Source organism: Prevotella amnii DSM 23384 = JCM 14753 (assembly GCF_000378745.1).
Classification (GTDB): Bacteria; Bacteroidota; Bacteroidia; order Bacteroidales; family Bacteroidaceae; genus Prevotella; species Prevotella amnii.
Window position 1 is genome coordinate 1 of record NZ_KB905283.1, and the last position, 22,360, is coordinate 22,360.

A 22,360-nucleotide genomic window follows, 5' to 3' on the forward strand; every position below is an offset into this window, starting at 1 on the left:
ATAAGCTAAAACTTTAAGTTAATAATGTTATGAATATAGACCAAAACCTTCCTGCGCCTTAACTCTTGGATCTACACTTGATCATTTAGAAATGTCCTTAGATACTTTGTCCTGACTCTAGAAGATAATGAAAAGAGGGACGGGCATCTCTTTATAGCGATATGGATTACACCTACCTGGTACGAAATCTCCTCGCCCCTCAAGGCCTATTTCACTAGCAAAACTACGATAAATAAGCCTCACTTCTGTTACCAGAAGTTAATTCTATAATCGGATGCAAAGGTAAGAGGTACAAAATATTTATGAGACTACCTTATTCTTTATTTACTCTTTTGCGTTTTCTCATCCCGAACTGAGGTATAAACTGTCCGAGAAGTAAGGTTTCATATTGGTCATTAAAACATGTTATATTTGATATTAAAAATACCAACTTTTAGGTATTGCAATCTTAGTTTGTTATCAGTATTTTTACAAGTAAAAATTATTGTTTCTACCTAAACAACAAGAATTTCGCAGGAGCAGTAAAATTCATGACAAATTACGATTCTATTGATAATTAATAAAAACAATCTTTAATTCCCTAAAAGCTATGAGATTAATTAAACAACTAATCAATGCTAAGGTCACTGCATACCTATTTGCATGCAGTTTGGTGTTAGGTATTGCATCATGTAGTTCTGACGTTCGCTATGATGAAGTAGAACCTAAGGGCGTTACTCAAATTGAAAACCTGTCTTCTCAGGATCAGATTGCTGTAGAAAACCTTCTAAGTTCTATTAGTGATTTGAATGCCCAGTATCCATCAGTTAGCACGCGTGGAGCATTTACATCGAATGCTGCAGTGGGCCTTGCTGATGCCGCAGGATACGCTGCTGGAGGAAGGATTGGAGCTTGGGCTGGCAGTGCGATTGGCTCTGCGGCAGGTCCGTGGGGAGCAATAGCTGGTCATCTTATTGGTCGCAAAGTGGGACCTTACATTTGTACATATTTGGCTTCTGGTGCAGCTGGATGGCTGTGCTCTAAAATCTCTACTAGAGCTGCAACAGATGTTGATGAAAAGTTTGAATTTGTGAGTATAATTTCTGATAAAGACTCTATTGGTTATTATCACAATCAAATGATGGTTAAAATTGGGAATAATCGTTCAAGGTATATTGACCAATTAGGATCAGTTAATTATGAACTAATGTATGATGATATCGTCAGTTATTGTCATGAAATAGGACAATATGACCCATCATTGGATAATCCTTTGATAAAATCAGGAGTCATTAATCAGATAAGACAACTTTGTGAAATCTCAAAGAAGTACGAGATGAATCCGACGGACAAGAATTTCGTAAAAGAGCAATGTGAATTCCTAAAATTCAATTGCAACTTGTCAGATTCAGAGGTTAAGTTATATAAGGATTTCAATGTTACCTTATACGAGAAATGCTCAACTTTGTCTGATAATCAAATTGTAAATTATTCAAGAGACTTGAATCGTATAATTGAACACTCAGGCGTATCAAACTCTATTAAGGAAAGCTTAAAAAAGTCTGCGGATTTAACTATTAATAGTTCTCTTTGCTGGAAGAGAAATTTCTAAAATAAGAATAAAAAGAAAAGAAGTGATGTTTTAAATCAATATCATTTCTTTTCTTGTACAGTGAGATTTTTTCTGTATACGTTCATCAATATAATAATACAATTGTGGATATTATAGATGCAGCTGAAATAGCTTGTGGATTCATTTTTGGAGTCCTTATAATTAAGTATATTACAAAATTTATCAAGAGAAAAAAGAAGTAGCCAATACGTTTAAATAACGTGGGTGATCCCTTTTGCAATGTCGTGATTTTAATGAAAATTGCAATTTGCTATGAAAGAATAGGGCAATCATGATTGGAAGTGGATAGAGCAGACCATAACCTTTGAATCGCTCGTTTATGATGACATCCTCCTCCCCCTGTAAGTATTCATCAGGAGGCAAATAGGATGATTTTATTGTCGTTTGCAGTCTGTGGTTGAGGTTATTTTATTCCTCGTTTTACCGAAGAACTTCGTAAGCTCTCTCCGTTATAAAGATGTTTCCTTTTCTATTGAGAACGACTAAATATTGCAACCGATCTCATTCAAAGCCTTTGGTTTATTTTTTAGACCTCATGCCGTTCTTCCATTTTATTAGTTGTTATAATCTCTGGAAGTTTCCCCCTCTCTTTCTTCATTTTCTTTTTTCTTTGCCGATTGCTTTGCAAACAGTCTGTCCATATATTCCGAAATTTTCTTGTCTGTTACCTGCGCATAAATATGAGTGCTGGCAATAGACGAATGTCCCAACATCTTGGCGATGCTCTCCATTGGAATACCTGCCTTCAAAGTCAGCGTACCGAAGCTATGCCTTGCTACATGCCAAGTTAGCGGAGTGCGAATGCCACACGCTAAGCCCACGGTTTTGAGGTGTGTGGATAGTTTACCTTTGCTCATTGTATCAGGGAATATCTTGTAGTCTCCTTTGTGTTTCTCCTTGGTGTAGTGTGAAAGAATCTGCTCCGCTATCGGATGCAATGGTATCAGGCTCTCTACTTCTGTTTTCAGTCTTGCTTTGCGGATATACCGCTTCCCTTCGCTATTCGTTTCGATGGGAACACCTCGTTCCAAAGTAATCAAAGTAGCAAATGTATGCCTTCCGACGTGTGCCGAAAGGGGAATAGAGATTCCAGCTCGAAGTTGCAGGGCTTTGAGCTGAATGAGGTAAGCTGAATAAGCAATGGGGGCAAAGAGTGTGGCACGTTCGTCAGATTGATAACGCTCTATCAAGTGCACCGCTTCAGGCAAGAGTTTTACTCGACAAAGGTTCTCGGTCTTTTGTCTGCGGAACTTCAGCCACAACGCCCCCCTCATCGTCTGTAAAAAGGTGTTCTCGATTAAGGGCAACCATATCACAATAGGCTACGCCCGTAAAGCAGGAAAAGAGAAAGAGATTACGAGCTGTTTCCAACTCTATTTCATACGGTTCAAAAGTCAAGGCTTGCAACTTATCCAATGAAGCTCTGTCCAACGCACGAGGTTGTTTGTTCTCTCCTCGTTCTATTTCTATGTGAGCGAATAGTTGTCGCTCTGTCAAGCCCTCACGATATGCCAATCGGCAGACTTTCTTCACCGCCAAAGCCATCTTACGATAATGACCTTGCGAATGTCCCAACTTTCCGACAGAGTAATGTTGCAAGCATTCTAAGAAATCTTCTTCAATTTGACCGAATGGAATATCTGTCGTGTGGTACTTCTCACAAATAAAGGCTTGCAGGAGCTTTCGAGTAGTGTAGTAACCGTTCAGAGTAGTTGCCTTTATTTCAACACCCACCTTTTGATCCATTTCCTTGACCATTCGGTCGTATCGTTCCAAAAATGTGGTTTGAGTTTGCATACTTCCTTGGAACAGCTCCTTGATGTCCGATGCTGTAAACGTAACACCACGGTCGCAAAGGTTTTGATAAGAAGATTGTACCGAGAGTAGCAAGTGTTCCAACTTGCCATTCGTTGCCACCGCCTCACGGCTCTTACCATTTAGCCTGCTCTCACGAGCGTTCCATAACTTGGGGTCGCACGATAGCTTGCTACTGAATTGTGCCATTGTTCTACCATAGGTTATCCGTCCCATAATAGGAGCTTGTCCCGACTTGTCCAAGCCGCTCTTTTTCAGGTAGAGCAACACCTTGAATTTGTCTGTTTGCATACACTTCTTTTTTATGGGCAAAGTTAACCGTTACCGAAGCGTTTTCAGCTATACAAAACATTTTAATACAAAGCATAAGCACCATAATAGAGAAAAGATGAGTTACCGAACTCTCTTCTGTCAGTTACCTTCTCCTTACTCTTAGTTATCATTTAGAGAATAGACTAACGATTTGGTAACGGAACTTCTGCATAAATCCACGCTTTCTGCACTTTTACACCCTATGCAAATCATAGAGATATACTGCAAATCCCTCTCATTTCCATTTACTTACCTCTCATCTATAACCTAATACCCTTTCCGCTGATAGTTCCCTAAGTTTTTTATCTTAGGGATTTATTTTTTTTTGTTATTTTATTTTGAAATGCCATTCTATGTCTTTCTGTTTCATTTCATCATTATCTAATTTTAGTTTACATTGTTTTGGGTCTGGACCAGAAACTTCTATAGATATATTGTGCATAGTATTTCGTGTTATATCAACAGTCTTTTGGTCTTGATAAACAGTTCCGTCAGCTTTAGTCCATTTTAGATCCAATATGAGTTTTCCATTAAATTTGTTTAAATAAAGTTCATCTAACTTATTAGTAAATGGCTGGATATAAGAATGATCATAAAAAGTATCTTGTGCACTTATCTTTATATATTCTTCATTATTGTTATAAGATATTTCTATAGTTCCTTCTTTAGGAGGTTTAATCTTAAAATGTAACCCATATACAAGTTTTTTTAAATATATTTCAGGTAAAATATTTGATGTAGGCTTGTAATCTTCTATAAAACCATAATATTTATAAATACAAGGAAACTTAGTTGGTTCTTTTTGCTTCATAATATTTATGTAACCTTCTTTTAATACGCAAAGGTTTTCAGATGTAGAATAAATAAAGGTATTAGTAGCTTCTGTTGGTTTTTGATCTCCATGAAGGAAAGGCTTTTCATAAAATAAGTTTTCATGAAATAATTTATCCTCATAGTCTTGTATGGCGATACATTCAAATTTATAAGTATTTATTTCTGGTAATTCAAGTGTAATTTTTGAAGGATCAGTGAAAAGACCATAAGCGTATTTAGAATATTCTGTGTCTTTGCTTTTCTTAGCATAAACGTTTATGCCATAAACAATTTCAGGGCTTAGCTGAACATTATTAGGTTCTCCTCTCATAGGAGATGTTTCTTGAGCTAAACTTAATGTTACTGTTTTTTTTGTAAGCGTTGATTTTTCTGTACTATTTTCGCCTTCTTCGAGCATAGGCTTACTACAAGAACTAAAAGTGTATGTTAATAACAAGACACTTGAAAGGATTAATAGGTATTTAGTCATAAGTTTAATATGATAAAAAAAACGATGTAAAGTTATAATGATATGATTAAAAAAAACGAAACCCTTAAGTTAAAACATTCTAAAAGCAAAGAAGTTCTATATTTTCAAAGAATAATATAAAGCATTTAAATATTTTTTTTAATAAGTTTTCATGCTATATGACATATATTGTGGAGTATTTGCATTATCTTTGTAATAAAGACAAAATGTAAAAATATGATTACAGAACCAATTGACTATAGTGTAAATGTACGTGGAAAGTTGATAAACTTAGGTAATCCACAGGTAATGGGTATTTTAAATGTTACACCTGATTCGTTTTTTGCAGATAGCCGTAAGCAGACTGAAATAGAAATATATAATAGAGCAAACCAAATAGTAAGTGAAGGTGCATCAATTATAGATATAGGTGCTTGTTCAACACGTCCGTGGGGAGAGGTCGTAAGCGAAGAAGAAGAAGAAATGGCTCGTCTTGCCTTTGCCTTACCTATAGTAAAAAGAGCACAGCCTGATGCCATTATTTCTATAGATACTTTTCGTGCGTCTGTAGCAAGAAGATGTGTTGAAGAGTTTGGCGTTGATATTATTAATGATGTAGAAGAAGGTAAAGATCCTGATATGTTTAAGACGGTAGCTAAACTAAAAACTCCTTATATATTAATGTCTGTGGCTGCTAATTTACAAGATCTTCTTATAAATTTCTCACGCGAGGTAGAAGAGTTGCGTTCTATAGGGCAAAAAGATATTATTCTTGATCCGGGCTTTGGGTTTGGCAAAACACCAGTTTCAGGTAATTATGAGATATTGAGTGTAATGGAGCGTATACAAATATTGGAGCTTCCTATTCTTGTGGGGATTAGTAGGAAAAGAATGATTCATCAGTTTCTTGGAATTACGGTTGAAGAGAGTTTGAATGGAACAACAGTATTAAACACCATTGCACTATTAAAAGGTGCTAATATCTTGCGTGTCCATGATGTAAAACAAGCTGTTGAGGCTGTAAAAATTGTAAACAGATTAAGAGGAAAGTAAGAATATATGTTTTTTGAATTTGGTATAAAGGACGTTATTGATATAGTATTAGTTGCATTAATACTTTACTATATTTACCGTTTAATGAAGGAGACACGCTCATTAAACGTGTTTATCGGTATTATGGTATTTGTTATAGTGTGGCTTATAGTTAGTCAGGTATTAGAAATGCACTTGTTGGGTGGTATTTTGGACAAGTTAGTTTCTGTAGGTATGATTGGCTTAATCGTCCTTTTTCAAGAAGAGATACGTCATTTTCTTTATAGCTTAGGTGCTCATGGAAAATTAAAAAGTATTATGAAACTCTTTGGTAGGGACAAGAAGAGTGAAGCTGATAAAGAAACAATAATGCCCATTGTGATGGCTTGTATGAGTATGAGTCGTGCTAAGATAGGAGCTTTAATTGTTATAGAGCGAGGGGTTATACTTGATGATATAGTAGCTACAGGCGATTTTATAGATGCTCGTATAAACCAACGCTTAATAGAAAATATATTTTTCAAGAACTCTCCATTACATGATGGAGCAGTGATTGTTTCGAATAAAAGATTAAAAGCAGCTGGTTGCATTCTGCCTGTAAGTCATAAGCAAGATATTCCTCGTGAGCTTGGGCTTAGGCATCGTGCAGCTATGGGTATATCACAAGATTCCGATGCTTTGGCTATAATTGTTTCAGAAGAGACAGGACGTATAAGTGTAGCTATGCATGGAGAGTTTCAGTTGCGATTATCAGCAGAGCAGTTAGAAAGTATTTTAACAAAGGAAATGTAAAATCTTACTTGTGCTATTCACTTATAATTGCTATCTTTGCATTGCAAATACTGATATTAAACAAGATTTTTAAATATATAATATGGACTTATTAGAGCAAATCGTTGCGCGTGCTAAAGCTGATAAGCAGCGTATCGTGCTCCCCGAAGCTGAAGAGGAGCGTACACTTAGAGCAGCAGATAAAGTGTTAGCTGATGATATAGCTAATCTTATTCTTATAGGCAATCCTGCTAACATTCAGGGAGCTGCTACAAAATGGGGGTTAAATAATATTAGAAAGGCTACTATTATAGACCCAGAGAACAACCCTCATACAGGAGAGCTTGCGGAGAAATTGGTAGAGCTACGAAAGTCTAAGGGAATGACCATAGAGCAAGCTCACCAACTTGTTACAAAAAACAATCTGTATTTAGGCTGTATGATAATAAAGACAGGTGGTGCTGATGGGCAGATTTCTGGAGCTTTATCTACTACGGGTGAAACGCTTCGCCCTGCTTTACAAATAATAAAATGTGCCCCAGGCATATCTTGTGTTAGTGGCGCGATGCTTGTACTAACCCATGAGCAACATTATGGTGAGAATGGTATAGTAGTAATGGGCGATGTAGCAGTAACTCCTAATCCTACTGCTGACCAGCTTGCACAGATAGCTTATGCCTCTGCAGAAACGGCAAAGAGCGTTGCCGGATTTAAAGATCCGCAGGTAGCTATGTTAAGTTATTCTACTAAGGGGTCTGCTAAAGATGCTATAGATAAGGTAACGGGTAAGAGTGTATATGTTATTGATAAAGTGGTAGAGGCTACAAAGATAGCTAAAGAAAAGTATCCTAATCTTAAGGTAGATGGTGAATTGCAGTCTGATGCTGCCCTCGACCCAAAGGTTGCATCTATTAAAGCTAAAGGGTCAGAAGTGGCAGGTAAGGCTAATGTCCTCGTTGTACCTACGTTGGAAGTAGGTAATATAGGTTATAAGCTTGTTCAGCGTTTAGGCGGTGCTAAGGCTATAGGTCCTATTCTTCAAGGTATTGCTCGTCCTGTAAACGATCTTTCGCGTGGTTGTTCTGTAGATGATATCTATTATATGGTGGCTATCACTGCTTGTCAGGCTCAAAACGCAAAGGCTAATGAGTAAGAAATATACAAAAAAGAAAATATAAAATATAAGTAAAAACTATATTAGAAAAAACAATAATAATGAATATATTAGTATTAAACTGTGGAAGCAGTTCCATCAAATATAAGCTATATAACATGGATAGCGAAAGTGTTTTGGCACAAGGTGGAGCTGAACGCATAGGGTTAGATGAGGCTTTTGTAAAAGTAACGTTAAAAGATGGCAGTAAAAAGAAAATAATGCATGATATGCCCGATCATAAAGAAGGTGTAAAATTTGTTTTCGATTTATTGTTAGATAAGGAAATAGGTTCTATTAAAAGCCTTGACGATATAGATGCAGTAGGTCATCGTGTAGTTCAGGGTGGCGATTTGTTTGAAAAGAGTTGCTTAATAACTAAAGAGGTAGAAGCTGGCATTGAGGGGTTGATAGATCTCGCCCCGGTGCATAATCTTGGTCATTTGCGAGGTATTCGTGCTGTTAATGCTTTGATGCCCAAAACACCACAAGTAGCAGTTTTTGATAATGCATTTCATAGTACAATGCCACAATATGCTTATATGTATGCCATTCCTTATGAATATTATGAGAAATATCATGTTCGTCGTTATGGTTTTCATGGAACTAGTCATCGTTATGTATCACAACGTGTATGTGATATGCTTGGAGTGGATATAAAAAAACAGCGTATTATAACTTGCCATATAGGTAACGGAGCATCTGTTGCTGCTATTAAGGGAGGAAAGGTTATTGATACGTCTATGGGTCTAACTCCACTTGAAGGCTTGATGATGGGGTCTCGTTCTGGTGATATTGATGCTTCTGTAGTTACTTATTTGATGGAAAAATTAGATAAAAAGCCACAGGAAATGGCAGATCTTTTAAATAAAGAATCTGGAGTATTAGGTATTACTGGTATTAGTTCGGATATGCGTGAAATAGAAAATGCATACGAGCAAGGCAATGAGCGTGCTACCTTAGCTTTACAAATGTATAACTATCGTATTAAGAAATATATCGGAGCATACGCTGCTGCTATGGGTGGTGTAGATATTATAGTGTGGACTGCAGGTGTTGGTGAAAATCAGGTTTCCACTCGTTTAGAATCTTGCTCAGGATTAGAGTTCCTTGGTGTTAAGATAGATGTAGAGCGTAATAATGTTCGTGGCAAAGAAACAATAATTTCATCTGACGACTCAAAAGTAAAAGTAGTACTTGTTCCTACTGACGAAGAGATAGTTATTGCTCGTGATACAAGAGATGTTGTTAATAGTTTAGAGAAAAATTAGTTATTAGGAACTATAGAATATGAGTATTGTTAGAAAAGTCTGTTAACGACTGAACTTATTTATATCTCTATAGTTCCTTATATCCTAATAGTTATAATTACTTGTTATTTTATTATGACTCAAGAAGAAAAATTAGCCATTCAAGAGCGGATAGTAGAAGTGCTTAAGACTGTTTACGATCCAGAGATACCTGTTAATATCTATGATTTAGGTATGATTTATAAGATTGATATAGATGATGATGGTAATCTTGATATGGATATGACCTTTACTTCACCTTCTTGTCCTGCTGCCGACTTTATTTTTGAGGACGTGCGTACTAAAGTAGAGAGCATAGAAGGAGTAAAATCTGCTAATATTAATCTTGTCTTCGAACCGGCATGGGATCAAAGTATGATGTCAGAGGAAGCAAAGGTGGAATTAGGATTTGATTAGCTGTTGTCTTATATAAAAGCATTATCATGACTATCAATATTATATAATAAAGTTATACGCAAAAGGCTACTTATGAAGAACATCTATTTTCTTTCAGATGCTCACCTTGGTTCGTTGGCAGTTGAGCATAAGCGTACACAAGAAAGGCGTTTGGTACGTTTCTTAGATAGTATAAAAGATAAGGCGGAGGCTATTTATCTTTTAGGTGATATGTTCGATTTTTGGGACGAATATAGATATGTTGTTCCTAAAGGTTTTACACGTTTTCTTGGTAAAATTTCAGAGCTTACAGATAGTGGAATAGAAGTTCATTTTTTTATAGGTAATCATGATATTTGGACATATGGATATTTAGAAGAAGAGTGTGGGGTAATTATTCATAGAAAGCCTGTTACTATAGAGCTTCATGATAAGGTGTTTTACCTTGCTCATGGCGATGGTTTAGGCGATCCGGATGTTAAATTTAGGTTACTTCGTAGTGTCTTTCATAATAGGTTTTGTCAGCGTTTACTCAATTTCTTTCATCCTTGGTATGGAGTTCAGTTAGGGTTAAAGTGGGCAAAGCATAGCCGCATGAAGCGTATTAATGGGAAAGAGGCGTCTTTCTTAGGAGAGGAGAAAGAATTTTTAGTGCGCTATTCTAAAGAGTATATAGAGCAATATCCTGATATTGATTATTTTATTTATGGTCATAGACATATTATGCTCGATTTAAAGCTTAATCATAATGCTCGTATGCTTATACTTGGCGACTGGATTTGGCAGTTTTCTTATGCAGTTTTTGATGGAGAACATCTGTTTTTAGAACAATATGTAGAAGGGGATACTTACCTTGGCTAACCAAGAATTGTTATAAAAAAAAGTAGTCTTGTTATTTTTTATATGAAAACAAGTTATATATTTGGCATGAAAAGATAACCATTATAAAGGGAAAAGCTAAACGTTGCGCACCAAAAATAATTTATTTTTATTGCATTTTTAATTTATTTTTATATAAAAAATAATTTATTTTTATCTTCAAATATTCGTGCTTGTTTATTAAAAAGATATGTTTATAATCAACAAAAAGGCATAATGTTAAATAACATTATGCCTTTTTGTTGTCCCAGGCGGATTCGAACCACCACTGACAGAACCAAAAACTGTAGTGCTACCATTACACCATAGGACAATTGCGCTGCAAAGGTATGCTTTTTTTCGCTATTTTCCAAAATATTTAACAACAAATTTTCTTTTATCTTTTTGTAGATAAGATTTCTGTATATAATCTACTTTTTATAGTTACTTTTAGATATATATTGTTTTTTTTAAGTACTTTTGCCTCATTAATCAAATGAAATATTATGAGTTATAACTTATTAAAAGGTAAAAAGGGAATAATTTTTGGAGCTCTTAATGAAAATTCTATCGCATGGAAAGTAGCAGAGAGAGCTGTTGAGGAAGGTGCTACAATAACTCTTTCTAATACCCCCGTAGCTGTAAGAATGGGCACTGTAAGCGAGTTATCGAAAAAACTTCATTGTGAGGTAATACCTGCCGATGCTACAAATGTAGAAGATTTAGAGAATGTATTTAAGCGTTCTATGGAAATATTAGGCGGTCAGGTAGACTTTGTTTTACACTCTATAGGTATGTCTCCAAACGTTCGTAAGCATCGCACGTATGACGACCTCGATTATACAATGCTTAATACTACGCTTGATATATCGGCTTTATCTTTTCATAAAATGATACAAAGTGCTAAAAAGCTTAATGCCATAGCTGATGGAGGCTCTATTGTAGCGTTATCGTATGTAGCAGCACAGCGTACTTTCTTCGGTTATAATGATATGGCAGATGCTAAGGCTTTATTAGAAAGTATAGCACGTAGCTTTGGATATATTTATGGTCGTGAGCATAATGTACGTATTAATACTATTTCTCAAAGTCCAACAATGACTACTGCAGGCTCTGGCGTAAAAGGTATGGATCGCTTGTTTGACTTTGCTGACCGTATGTCTCCTTTAGGAAATGCTTCAGCCGCAGAATGTGCCGACTATTGTATTGTTATGTTTTCTGATCTTACACGTAAGGTTACTATGCAGAATCTTTTTCATGATGGAGGTTTCTCTAATGTAGGTATGAGTCTTAGGGCTATGACGACTTATGAGAAAGGTCTTGAAGAGTTTATGGATAAAGATGGAAAAATTATTTATGGATAATAAAAGTAAGTTTATGTCCTTAAAAAGTTATGCTTATATAAAATAAAGTGCAAGTGGTTTATACTTATCTATGCATAAAAGTTAATAACAAAACAGTATAGATTTTATTTGTAGATATAAGCATTTAAACATTTGAGGAACAGATAAAAACTTATAAAACATATTAAAAAAAAGGCTGATAAGCAATCAGCCTTTTTTTTTGTTGCTATATATTAACGATAAGAAGTATATATAAAGTATGAAAAAAAATAAAGGTATTACCTTTTTAAACATAATAATAGAGCCTGTTAAAGAGAATTATATGTAAATTTGTGTTGGTTTATGTAATATGTCATATCTATATAAAGTAAACTTGATAATATACTAAAAATAAATCTAAAAATAAAAACAATAACATATATAAGATGGCACAAGCAAAAAGAATAGTAGAGTGTGTACCTAATATCAGTGAAGGTCGTGATGAGGAAATAATAAAAGAGATAGCTACAGAGATAGAAAAAGTAAAAGGAATAAAGCTCCTTAATATAGATTCTGGGAAAGCTGCTAATCGTACGGTAATGACTTTTGTAGGTAGTCCTGAAGATGTTGTAGAAGCAGCTTTTTGTTGTGTACAAAAATCATCTCAGCTTATAGATATGCGCCAGCAGCATGGTGCACATCCTCGCATTGGTGCTACAGATGTATGTCCTTTAATCCCTATATCAGGAATCACTTTAGAAGAATGTGCATCGTTGGCATGTACATTAGCCGAACGTATAGCTACAGAGCTGAAAGTGCCTTGTTATTGCTATGAAGCTGCAGCAAAGATACCAGAAAGAAGAAACCTTGCAGTATGTAGAAAGGGTGAATATGAAGGATTGAAAGAGCGAATGATGATACCAAAGGAGTATCCCGATTTTGGCGCACGTCCTTGGGACGAGGCTATGGCACGTACAGGCTGCACAGCTGTTGGCGCACGCAATTTTCTTATAGCAACAAACTTTAATTTAAACACTACTTCCATACCTTATGCTAACGAAATAGCTTTTGATGTGCGAGAGAAGGGTAGACCGCTACGTATAGGAGGCTCGTTAGTGGGCAAGATAATGAAAGATGTTAATGGCAAGAATATTATGATACCGGGAACATTAAAAGCTACAAAGGCTATCGGTTGGTATATTGACGAATATGGCATAGCACAAGTATCAATGAATATCACCGATATTAATGTTACTCCTCTTCATATAGCCTTTGAAGAAGTGTGTCGTTGTGCACAAAAGCGTGGTATTAGCGTAACCGGCACAGAGATTATCGGACTAATACCTAAACAAACATTGATAGATGCAGGTAGATATTTTCTTAAGAAACAAAACAGTTATGATGATGTTTCGGAAGATGAGATTATACAAGTAGCTATTAAAACGATGGGGTTAAACGATATAAAACAATTTAATCCACATGATAGAATTATAGAATATCTTTTATAAGTTACTAAAAAACTAACTAAAAAAAACGTTATAAAAGTATGAAAACATATAAGTAGTTACTAATAACGTAAATGGATCTTATAAAAATGATAAGATGAGAAGTATTAGTTTTAGAAAAAGAAGGGAGGTTATTTTTCTCTCTTCTTTTTTTTATTATAATGCCATTAATTAGTTACCTTTGTATAGATTCTTTTCTTACGTTGCAAAAGAGTGTTGTATTGTGTTGTTAGCTCACGTTGCAACTTAAGATACATTTTATAAAACATAGTAATATATATAGACAATGAGTAAAATGAGTGTAAAACCTATAAAAGAGTTGGCAGATATGTTGCCACAAATGAAGCAGTGGATGGAAGCTATGCATCGAGACCCTGAGCTTTCTACACAAGAGGTAAATACAGGTAAATACATAGCTAAACTTTTAAAAGATATGGGCTATGAGGTATATGAGCATATTGGTAAAAATGGTATAGAAGGTGTCGTTGGAGTGCTTAGCAATGGGGAAGGTAAAAAAAAGATAGGTATTAGAGCAGATATGGACGCTCTTCCTATACAAGAAATAAACGATTTACCTTATAAGAGTAGGCATGATGGAATCTCTCATCTATGTGGTCATGATGGGCATAGCACTATGGCACTTGGTGCTGCTAAATATCTATCGGAAACTAAAAATTTCAATGGGACTGTTTATTTTTATTTCCAACCAGCAGAAGAAACTATGCAAGGTGGTCCTTCAATGATAGATGACGGACTTTTTAAGAAGTTTGATGCTGACCGAATATATGCTATACATAACATACCAGGGTTACCTAAGGGAATGTTACATTTTCATGATGGTGAGACAATGTCGGCTGTAGACAATTGGGAAATACGTCTTATGGGGCGTGGGGGGCATGGCTCAATGCCTGAATTGAGTGTCGACCCTGTTGTAGCTGGAGCTTCTTTAGTAATGGCATTACAAACAATAGTGTCGCGTAACCTATCACCGTGGCATAACGGTGTGGTTACAATAGGGTCATTTCAGGCAGGAAATGCAGGAAATGTTATTCCTGATGAAGCTGTTTTAAAGCTATCTATGCGTAATATGCAGGCAGATGGTAGAAAACTGGTGTTAAAGCGTATTCGTGAGATAACAGCAGCACAAGCAGAAAGTTTTGGCTGTAAGTATGAGATAAAAGAAGGTCAGCCCGGAGCAGTATTATTCAATTCGCATGAGGAAACTGCCTTTGCAGCTGAAGTGGCTCGTAAATATTTTGGAAAAGAAAATGTAGTGTATCCATGCAAGCCGTTTATGAGCAGTGAAGATTTTGCTTTTATGCTGCAAGAAAGACCGGGAAGCTATATTATGATAGGTAATGGTGAAACTCCTATGGTACATAATCCAAAGTATATATTCGATCAAGATATACTTCCTATAGGTGCTTCTCTGTGGGTAGCTTTATGTGAGGAATATTTAAGGTAACACTTAGTGTGAATAGTAATAGAGAAAGAAAGCATTTTATTAGTTGCTCGGCTTTTTATTATAAAGAATAATTTATATCTAAAATAAGGAACATAATTGCTCTGTTCCTTATTTTTATTTACCTTTGCAATAGTATCTTTATCGACAAATTCAATGCTAAACAAAAACATTAGATTACAGATTATTAAGCTCATTAAAGAGCAGGTGGTACCTGCTATTGGGTGTACAGAGCCTATGGCAGTAGCGCTTAGTGCTGCTCGTAGTGCAGAGCTTTTAGGTTGTTGTCCAGAATCTATCTTGGTGTACTTATCCCCCAATATGCTTAAAAATGCTATGGGAGTGGGCATTCCTGGTACAGGAATGATAGGTTTGCCTATAGCTATTGCTTTGGGTGCACTTATAGGAAAATCTGAATATAAGTTAGAAGTTATAAAAGATCTTACTTCAGAAAGTTTAGAAGAAGGTAAGCGTTACATAGCTAAACATGATATAGATATTAAGCTAAAAGAGAATATTTCTGATAAGCTCTATATAGAAGTGAGGTGTAAAGCAGGTGATAGATGTGCAACGTCTATAATTACTAAGTCGCACACCAATTTTGTATATGAGAGTATAGATAATAATGTGTTATTAGATAGACGTAACGAGGAAAGCGAAGAAGTGGAAGATAATGGCATAAAGCTAAATCTTCGCATGGTATACGATTTTGCTATCACCTCACCAATATCAGAGATTGAATTTATACATGAGGCTAAACGTTATAATATGCGTGCAGCTCAAGCCGCTTTAAAGGAAAATTATGGGCATTGTTTAGGTAAATTGATGGAACGCCCTTTAGGTCGTGGTATCTTTGGAAATTCTATCTTTTCGCATATAATATCTAAGACAGCATCAGCATGTGATGCTCGTATGGGTGGGGCTTTAATACCTGTAATGAGTAATAGTGGGTCTGGTAATCAGGGCATTTGTGCTACTAATCCGGTAGTAGTGTTTGCTAAAGAGAACGAAAACACTAAAGAAGAGCTAATTCGCGCTTTAACTTTAAGTCATCTTACAGTTATCTATATTAAGCAAAGTTTAGGCAGATTATCTGCCCTTTGTGGCTGCGTTGTTTCAAGTATAGGCTCAAGTTGTGGTATTACTTATTTAATGGGAGGTGATTATGATAGTATTTGTAGATCGGTAAAAAACATGATAGCTAATCTTACGGGTATTATCTGTGATGGTGCTAAGCCAAGCTGTGCGCTTAAAATATCTTCAGGTGTTTCTACAGCAGTGCTTTCTGCCATGCTTTCAATAGAAGGAAAGTGTGTTTCTGCTGCAGAAGGTATTATAGAAGAGGACGTTGATAAAACTATTAGCAACTTAACATCTATAGGAAAAGAAGCAATGTGCCTTACCGATGATATGATTTTAAAGATAATGACAAGTAAAAGTAATTGTTAGTGAAACTTACTTTTTTTTGCTTTTCATGTTATTTTAAAATTTCCATCTTATCTGTAAATCTACATCTGTTATAACAGAAGAGTTTATCTTTTGGTAACTATTACCAATATGATCACGATTAAAATATTTAGTATTAGATATACGTACTATTCCTACAAAATGTTTTCCTGTAGACAAACGTGCAAAGCATGAGCTACGAATCCCTTGCCCATAAAATGAAGGAAAGCTAAAGGTGTATAGCGGAGCCCGCTCGTATATATATATTCGAGATGCATAGCTGTCGGTATTAAAATATCCTAATGTGGTTGTAATAGATAGTTTTTGTAGTGGTGTATAACTAATATTTTCACTTATCATATATCCCAAGCTATACTCTTTATAATTGTTTAAAACTATATCTGTTTGCGTTTTACAATTCCATTTATTATTAATATAGCTCAAAGCTAATCGTCCTCTTTGAGTAATATCTTTAATTAATCCTTTTTTATTAACTCCGTCTTTTTCTGTTATCTTATATCTGTAGCGTGCTGATAGAATAATATTTTTATATGTGTATATGGCAGAAATAAAATTATCCCAAGCCTTACTACCTATATGAACTCTATATTTAGGATACGGGAACTGTATTATATCAGTGTATGCCTGTAAAGACAGTCCGCGTATAGGGTTGTAATTAACTCCTAAAAGTATACCGCTTTCGTTTTGTACATGACCTCCTTCGCTAAAACCTTTACTAAACAAAGAGTAGTATTTATGTCCATAAAGACGTTGTACGCCAATAATGGTAAGGTTATAGGCAGCTTTCCACGAAAGCATATTCATGGTAGCTATGGCTCCGATATTATTAGTGGCTGTTTCTCCTTGCAAATTCCAGTGGGGTGTAAGATATCCATAATCTACACCTATGTTCCAAAAGTTATTATTTTGAGGAGCATATTTTTTGTAACTTTCATTTTTATTTTGTTGTAAAGGTTTATCAAAACAAGTAAATAGTACTGACGCGCCAATATGAAAGCCACCACTATTCCAACGTGTAGTCATTCCTGTAGCTAATTGTGTAGCATTATTTTTTTTCATCATTTCGTTCTTTGCTCTGTGATATCCTGATTTCAGAATAGTTTGTATACCTCCTCCTTTCTTATTAAGTGTTGTGTCTATATTGCGGTAAGATATGAATCCTGTGAGGTCTATGTGTTTGCTAATAGCTACTGTGGCAGCAGCTCCTTGCAAGTAGTTATATGCTGAACGTGAAGAATGTGCACTAATAATGGTAGACTGTCTGCCTAAGGTTTGCATCATCGTAAGTTTGCCAAGACTAAATGAGGAATTTATTATTAGTCCTTGTCCTATAGAGATCTTGTATCTTCCTATAGAAAGTGTTTTTAATACGCCAAGTTTTTTAATTAAAACATAAAAGCTATAATGATCATACCCTGCACTATTCTTGTTAGCCAAGAAAGGTTCTCCTGCATCTTGTGCTCCTATTAATCCTGCCTTTATATAGTCGGATAGATGGAATGTGTAACGAAAAGAATGCTGATACTTATAACCTAAATATCCGTTTTTATCGCCCTTACGCTCGTAAAATGGTATTTTATAAGTAAACATAACATAATGTTTTCCATATTTTAAAATGTTTTTTATAGATGGGAAATTCTTTTTCTCTATTTGTTTTACATAAACAAAAAAACTAAGTAACTTTCGCCGAATATCATCTAACGATTCTATCATTGTTAATTCTCCCAGTGTTTCCATACCATGATATTGATAAATATATGCTAAAATATCCTCTATTTGTTGTGCGCTTAGGAAAGGGAAACGCTCTAAATCCTCCCGAGTAGCTATATTTAGATTGATAGGATGTTCTGCGAGATCAGCTAAAAGCTCTAATGTTTCTTCATTAGTATAACTACTTTCATCTTCTATAGATGAAAGTTCATAAATATATTGTTCCCAGCTTTTGTTACTTTGTGCCAAAGAAAGAGCACTTATAAAACATAATAAAAACGTTAAGGCAATATATTTCATGAAAAATAGCTTAGGTTTAATTATTGCAAATGTCGTATAATTTTATAAAATATACAAGAATTATTTTAAAAAGATAATATACATATTAAGTGTTTTATTTTATAGGATATTACCATTCGGAACAAAAGAAGATATATTCATTCTAACTATCTATTTGTATAAAAAAAGGCGTAATAGACATCTGGATATTTTTTCAGTATACCAAAGGTCTATTGCGCCACCTTTTACAAGTTTTTATAAGCTAACAGTTTGGTTACATGTTATACCCAATTCCTAAAGAGAGGTAATCCACATCGTAGTATGTCATAGCGTGGTGGTATGCTGCACGAAGGTTTATATCTTTAAGCAGTTGTACACCTGCACCAAAGGTAATTGCTTTATTGCCCTTATTGCTATATTGATATCCTATACAAGCCGAAAGACTATTTTTATAGATATATTCCACACCAGTAGATAATAGTTTCTCAGTAGCATCTTTTGGGATAAAATATCTACAAGATAAGGCATAGGTTAAGGTATGCTGCTCGCTTAGATTAAATTTCCAATCTCCTCCAATAATTATTGATGTAGGTAGAGATTGTGGGGTACCAGTATTATTATATTTTACCGGTTTACCAAAATCTAATAGTCGTACGCCAAAAGTTAAGCATGTGGGTAATGATGCAGTTAAATTAAATATGTTTTGGTATGCAGCACCTACTGATAGAGATAAAGCTGTAGTTTTAGTAGCAGCTTCGCTTTTAATATAACTAAAAGTAGTAAATGCAGCTATTTTTGGTGTAACCAGAAACGAACATCCAAGGTCTATTGCAGCATCATATGGATGGAAAGTTTGAGGTTCATTAATAGTTTTAACGCTGTTTACATGTAAGCCACCAAGATAACGCACGCCTGCCATGATAGCCGTACCGCTATTAAATCTATAACCTCCTCCTAAGTTATATTGCATCAAACGTCCTGCATCGGTTTTCTCTTGTGCTGTAATGCAGGCATTTATAGCAAATGTTTTTTTATTAAATGACATTGCAGCAGGGTTGTCATAAATATACATTTCGTTGGTATTTCCCATTGTTACTCCACCCATAGCTGAGCTTTTTACACTGGTAGTACCTTCTAATACTGGTAAAATCCTGCTCTGAGCCATACCTTTATAGGTTATGCTTATGGCAATTATTAGTAGTATGCTCTTTATTTTATTCATAGTTTTGTAGTATCTTATTTTTTAATAAAAGTGTGTTTGCTTGTTACTCGCTTTGTCTTCAATAGCAAATAATAAGTGCCAGGAGCTAACCTGTCGATACCAAGAGTTATTTCGTGTGTAATATCATTTGGGATTAGCTTTGTCTCTATAACTTTTCTTCCGTTAAGCATAGTAACAATAACTTCAACATCATTAACATTACTCCTCATAAGTGCCTTAATATAGCTATGCGCAGGTATAGGGTATATTGCATGAACGTCAGGTGCATTATCATTTGTTACACGAACATTAAAGCTAACAGAGCTTTCTTTACTTCCATTGGTAGCAGTAAGCTTAATGGTTGCTATACCATAAGAAACAGGTGTAATTATAATATTATGTCCTTGTATGGCAACATCTGCTATTTGCTTATTACTTGATATGGCATGATATCGTAAATGTGCAATATCATTAGTAGCAAAAACGTTATTAAGGTTTATTATTGTAGGCTTATCACTCTTAAATAGGGAAATATCGCTTAATGTTGTTGTTATCTGAGGCGCTTTTTGTTCAACAACTTCATAGGCAAACTTCTCTGTATGTTTTCCACCAAGCTGATCGGTTAGTGTTACAGAGAACTCGTATTTACCTACTTTTCCTATTTTAATAAGTAAGTCAAATTTATCACCTATACGTTTTAGTTCTACTCCTTGTGGTAATTCTGTAGTAGTGTAAGTCCAGCTGTGATTATCCTCATCTTTAATGGTAAATATCTCATGATAATAAGGCTTAGTATTGAGCAAACTCAAAGCCTGTGGCAGATGTGTAGTAAATATAGGTGCATGGTTTAAACGTGTTTTAAATTCTGTTGTAACAGTATTAGAACGATTGTTAGATCTATCACGTGCCGTCATCTTTACTACATATCGAGTGTTAGTTTCGAGATTTAAAAAAGTTTGTTCCATATTATCATTCACCTGCGAATCGTATGAGTAACGCGTGAGCGTTTGTACAGGTTTAGACATATCATCTTTTTTGTATAGTTCTATGTCGTAAGCAAAAGCAGTGTGTTGCTCGTTTGGAGCATCGTTGTCAGAAGTTACGTTCCATGTTATAGTGGCATCGTAATAGCCTTTTATAGCATCTGTCGAATAGTCGGTAACGGAAATTACAGGTGCTGCAGGTTTTTCTGTTTCTGCATCAGCTAAAGCTAAGTTGGCGTCTACAAATCCTATTCCCATTTTACCTGCTAAGTTTTGGTCACTCTTTATAGCATAAGGGCTTTGAGTTTTTACTGCACCTAATATGCGTTTACGTAGATCTTCGTTGGTAAAATTATTGTTTTGTTTACCGAATTTTGATATTACTAAGGCGGCAATACCTGTAACATGTGGTGTAGCCATAGATGTACCTTGTGCAAAGGCATATAGATTATTATCTGGTAAAGTAAAGTCGGTATTAGGATATGGGCCTGTTTTACCATAGACATAATTTTTTGGCACTGTGCTTAGTACACCTTTGTTTACTTCTCCTGTTTCAGTAGTGCCTCCGGGAGCTAATATATCTACCCATGTACCTTTGTTCATGTAGTCTGTAGGTATACCTTGACTATTTATAGCACCTACAGCTATTACACGTTTATATGATGCTGGTATCATGTCTATGTCGTATTGTGCATCGTTTCCAGAAGCAAAGAAGATTAATCCCCCTTTCATATAAGCATTAGGTTTTTTATTTCCATTACCATCACATCCTGCTACATCGGTGAAATAATCTATACCATCTTTTAAAAGTTGAAATTGATTTTTAAAGATGCTTTGGAAGTTTTCGTTGTTAAGATATTTAGAGCGATCGAAAGCATACCCCCAAGAACAGTTCATGATAGATGCACCATGCTCAGCAGCAAATTCAAAAGCCTTTACAATAGATGCTGTGCTTGCTGTTTCTTTAGTGCCATCATGTCCATATATCTCACAGCTCATTAGTCTTACACCTGAGTTTTTATCACCATTGCCACCAGCAATACCACATACACCTATATTATTATTGTTACGTGCAGCAATAGTACCTGCAACATGAGTGCCATGTGCTCCGGGTATTATATCATTAGCTCTCCCGTTACCTGTTTCATCAGCCCAAAAGTTGCGTCCATGTATTATTTCTCCAGTAGTAGGATCTTTTCCTTCCCATGCAGCACCTTGTAAGTCTTCATGTGAAAAGTCTATACCAGAGTCCATCACTGCAACAATTACATGTTCATTTCCGGTTTCTTTTTGCCATGCCGGAAACAAGTTTATGTCTGCACCAGGCTTAAATGTCATATATACATCATTAGTAGTAGTATAATGCCATTGATATTTAAGGTATGGATCTGTAAAATTTAAGTTCCCAGTACCATTGTTAGCTGCTTGTAACTGGTCTTGTCTTATAGATGCGCGTGTAAAAGGAGTAAACGATGTTTGCACAGGTGCTATTTTTATACTGCCTTGAGCAATATCTATAGCAGGATCATTCTTTAATTCTTTAATAACTTTATTTACATCGGCATGTTTATCAAATTTCACGATGAACCATCTATCTAATCCCCTTTTATGTTTTAAGTTGGCATATTCGTTGTGCATATTAAACACTTGTTCCACTTTTACATTTTGCTTATTAAATATAGCAGCTCGTGTAATATGGCTTGTTACAGCTCGTGTTGTAGGCGTTATACTTGTTTTTAGTTTTATATAAGCCATTCCTGGTTCCCAAGGTAATGAGATGTCATCTTGAGAGGTTGTGGTATTTGTGTTTGTAGGTTCAGTTAATGTATTATCAGAACAGCCAAACATTACCGTTGATAATAAGATAATACCAACTACTAAAGAATATATGTTTTTAATCACTTTCATTAT

The 22,360-nt window shown here is 35.3% G+C and carries 14 protein-coding genes, 1 tRNA gene and 2 pseudogenes; 11 read left to right on the plus strand and 6 right to left on the minus strand.

The features are described 5' to 3' along the window. The first annotated feature begins 589 nt into the window (after window positions 1–589). On the plus strand, window positions 590–1,591 hold the full coding sequence (locus tag F596_RS0106990; RefSeq protein ID WP_019036392.1) for a hypothetical protein: 1,002 nt from the start codon (window positions 590–592) through the stop codon (window positions 1,589–1,591). A 575-nt stretch (window positions 1,592–2,166) separates the two neighbouring features. Here F596_RS0106990 and F596_RS11530 read toward each other — a convergent pair. Then, a pseudogene (locus tag F596_RS11530) lies at window positions 2,167–3,718 on the minus strand (tyrosine-type recombinase/integrase). A gap of 349 nt (window positions 3,719–4,067) precedes the next feature. Next, window positions 4,068–4,970, minus strand: coding sequence for a hypothetical protein (locus tag F596_RS0107005; RefSeq protein WP_019036394.1), 903 nt, complete (start codon window positions 4,968–4,970; stop codon window positions 4,068–4,070). Window positions 4,971–5,258: 288 nt separating this feature from the next. On the opposite strand from F596_RS0107005, the gene folP reads away from it, so the two are divergent. The 6 genes from folP (at window position 5,259) to F596_RS0107035 (ending at window position 10,523) form a co-directional block, all read left to right on the plus strand. Beyond that, a complete protein-coding gene (gene folP / locus F596_RS0107010; RefSeq protein WP_019036395.1) occupies window positions 5,259–6,074 on the plus strand; it encodes a dihydropteroate synthase in 816 nt (271 codons plus the stop codon). Window positions 6,075–6,080: 6 nt separating this feature from the next. Further along, entirely contained in the window at window positions 6,081–6,845 is a 765-nt protein-coding gene (gene cdaA / locus F596_RS0107015) for a diadenylate cyclase CdaA (protein ID WP_019036396.1), read from the plus strand. An 82-nt stretch (window positions 6,846–6,927) separates the two neighbouring features. Next, entirely contained in the window at window positions 6,928–7,977 is a 1,050-nt protein-coding gene (gene pta / locus F596_RS0107020) for a phosphate acetyltransferase (protein ID WP_019036397.1), read from the plus strand. A 62-nt stretch (window positions 7,978–8,039) separates the two neighbouring features. Further along, entirely contained in the window at window positions 8,040–9,248 is a 1,209-nt protein-coding gene (locus F596_RS0107025) for an acetate/propionate family kinase (RefSeq protein WP_008450649.1), read from the plus strand. 114 nt (window positions 9,249–9,362) lie between these two features. Further along, window positions 9,363–9,683 (plus strand): metal-sulfur cluster assembly factor, encoded by a 321-nt coding sequence (locus F596_RS0107030; RefSeq protein ID WP_008450631.1) that lies wholly within the window; start codon window positions 9,363–9,365, stop codon window positions 9,681–9,683. Between the two features lie 72 nt (window positions 9,684–9,755). After that, window positions 9,756–10,523: a UDP-2,3-diacylglucosamine diphosphatase gene (locus F596_RS0107035; protein WP_008450605.1), complete on the plus strand. Its 768-nt coding sequence runs from the start codon at window positions 9,756–9,758 to the stop codon at window positions 10,521–10,523. A 260-nt stretch (window positions 10,524–10,783) separates the two neighbouring features. Here the strand turns inward: F596_RS0107035 and F596_RS0107040 are convergent. After that, window positions 10,784–10,854: transfer RNA gene (locus F596_RS0107040), tRNA-Gln, on the minus strand. Window positions 10,855–11,026: 172 nt separating this feature from the next. Between F596_RS0107040 and F596_RS0107045 the strand changes: the two genes are divergently transcribed. The 4 genes and pseudogenes from F596_RS0107045 (at window position 11,027) to F596_RS0107060 (ending at window position 16,258) form a co-directional block, all read left to right on the plus strand. Continuing rightward, the gene (locus tag F596_RS0107045) at window positions 11,027–11,884 is read left to right on the plus strand and encodes an enoyl-ACP reductase FabI (RefSeq protein WP_008450614.1); all 858 of its coding nucleotides are present in this window, start codon (window positions 11,027–11,029) and stop codon (window positions 11,882–11,884) included. A 404-nt stretch (window positions 11,885–12,288) separates the two neighbouring features. Further along, window positions 12,289–13,347: pseudogene (gene ftcD / locus F596_RS0107050) on the plus strand (glutamate formimidoyltransferase); the annotation flags it as partial. 295 nt (window positions 13,348–13,642) lie between these two features. Further along, window positions 13,643–14,812, plus strand: coding sequence for a M20 aminoacylase family protein (locus F596_RS0107055; protein ID WP_008450626.1), 1,170 nt, complete (start codon window positions 13,643–13,645; stop codon window positions 14,810–14,812). Window positions 14,813–14,965: 153 nt separating this feature from the next. After that, the gene (locus F596_RS0107060) at window positions 14,966–16,258 is read left to right on the plus strand and encodes an L-cysteine desulfidase family protein (protein ID WP_008450635.1); all 1,293 of its coding nucleotides are present in this window, start codon (window positions 14,966–14,968) and stop codon (window positions 16,256–16,258) included. A gap of 33 nt (window positions 16,259–16,291) precedes the next feature. Here F596_RS0107060 and F596_RS0107065 read toward each other — a convergent pair whose 3' ends face one another. From F596_RS0107065 to F596_RS0107075, 3 genes are all read right to left on the minus strand, one after another. Continuing rightward, window positions 16,292–18,286 (minus strand): ComEA family DNA-binding protein, encoded by a 1,995-nt coding sequence (locus F596_RS0107065; RefSeq protein WP_019036399.1) that lies wholly within the window; start codon window positions 18,284–18,286, stop codon window positions 16,292–16,294. A 253-nt stretch (window positions 18,287–18,539) separates the two neighbouring features. Further along, the gene (locus tag F596_RS0107070; protein ID WP_019036400.1) at window positions 18,540–19,487 is read right to left on the minus strand and encodes a PorV/PorQ family protein; all 948 of its coding nucleotides are present in this window, start codon (window positions 19,485–19,487) and stop codon (window positions 18,540–18,542) included. Window positions 19,488–19,501: 14 nt separating this feature from the next. Continuing rightward, the gene (locus tag F596_RS0107075) at window positions 19,502–22,357 is read right to left on the minus strand and encodes a S8 family serine peptidase (protein WP_019036401.1); all 2,856 of its coding nucleotides are present in this window, start codon (window positions 22,355–22,357) and stop codon (window positions 19,502–19,504) included. Window positions 22,358–22,360: the final 3 nt, after the last annotated feature.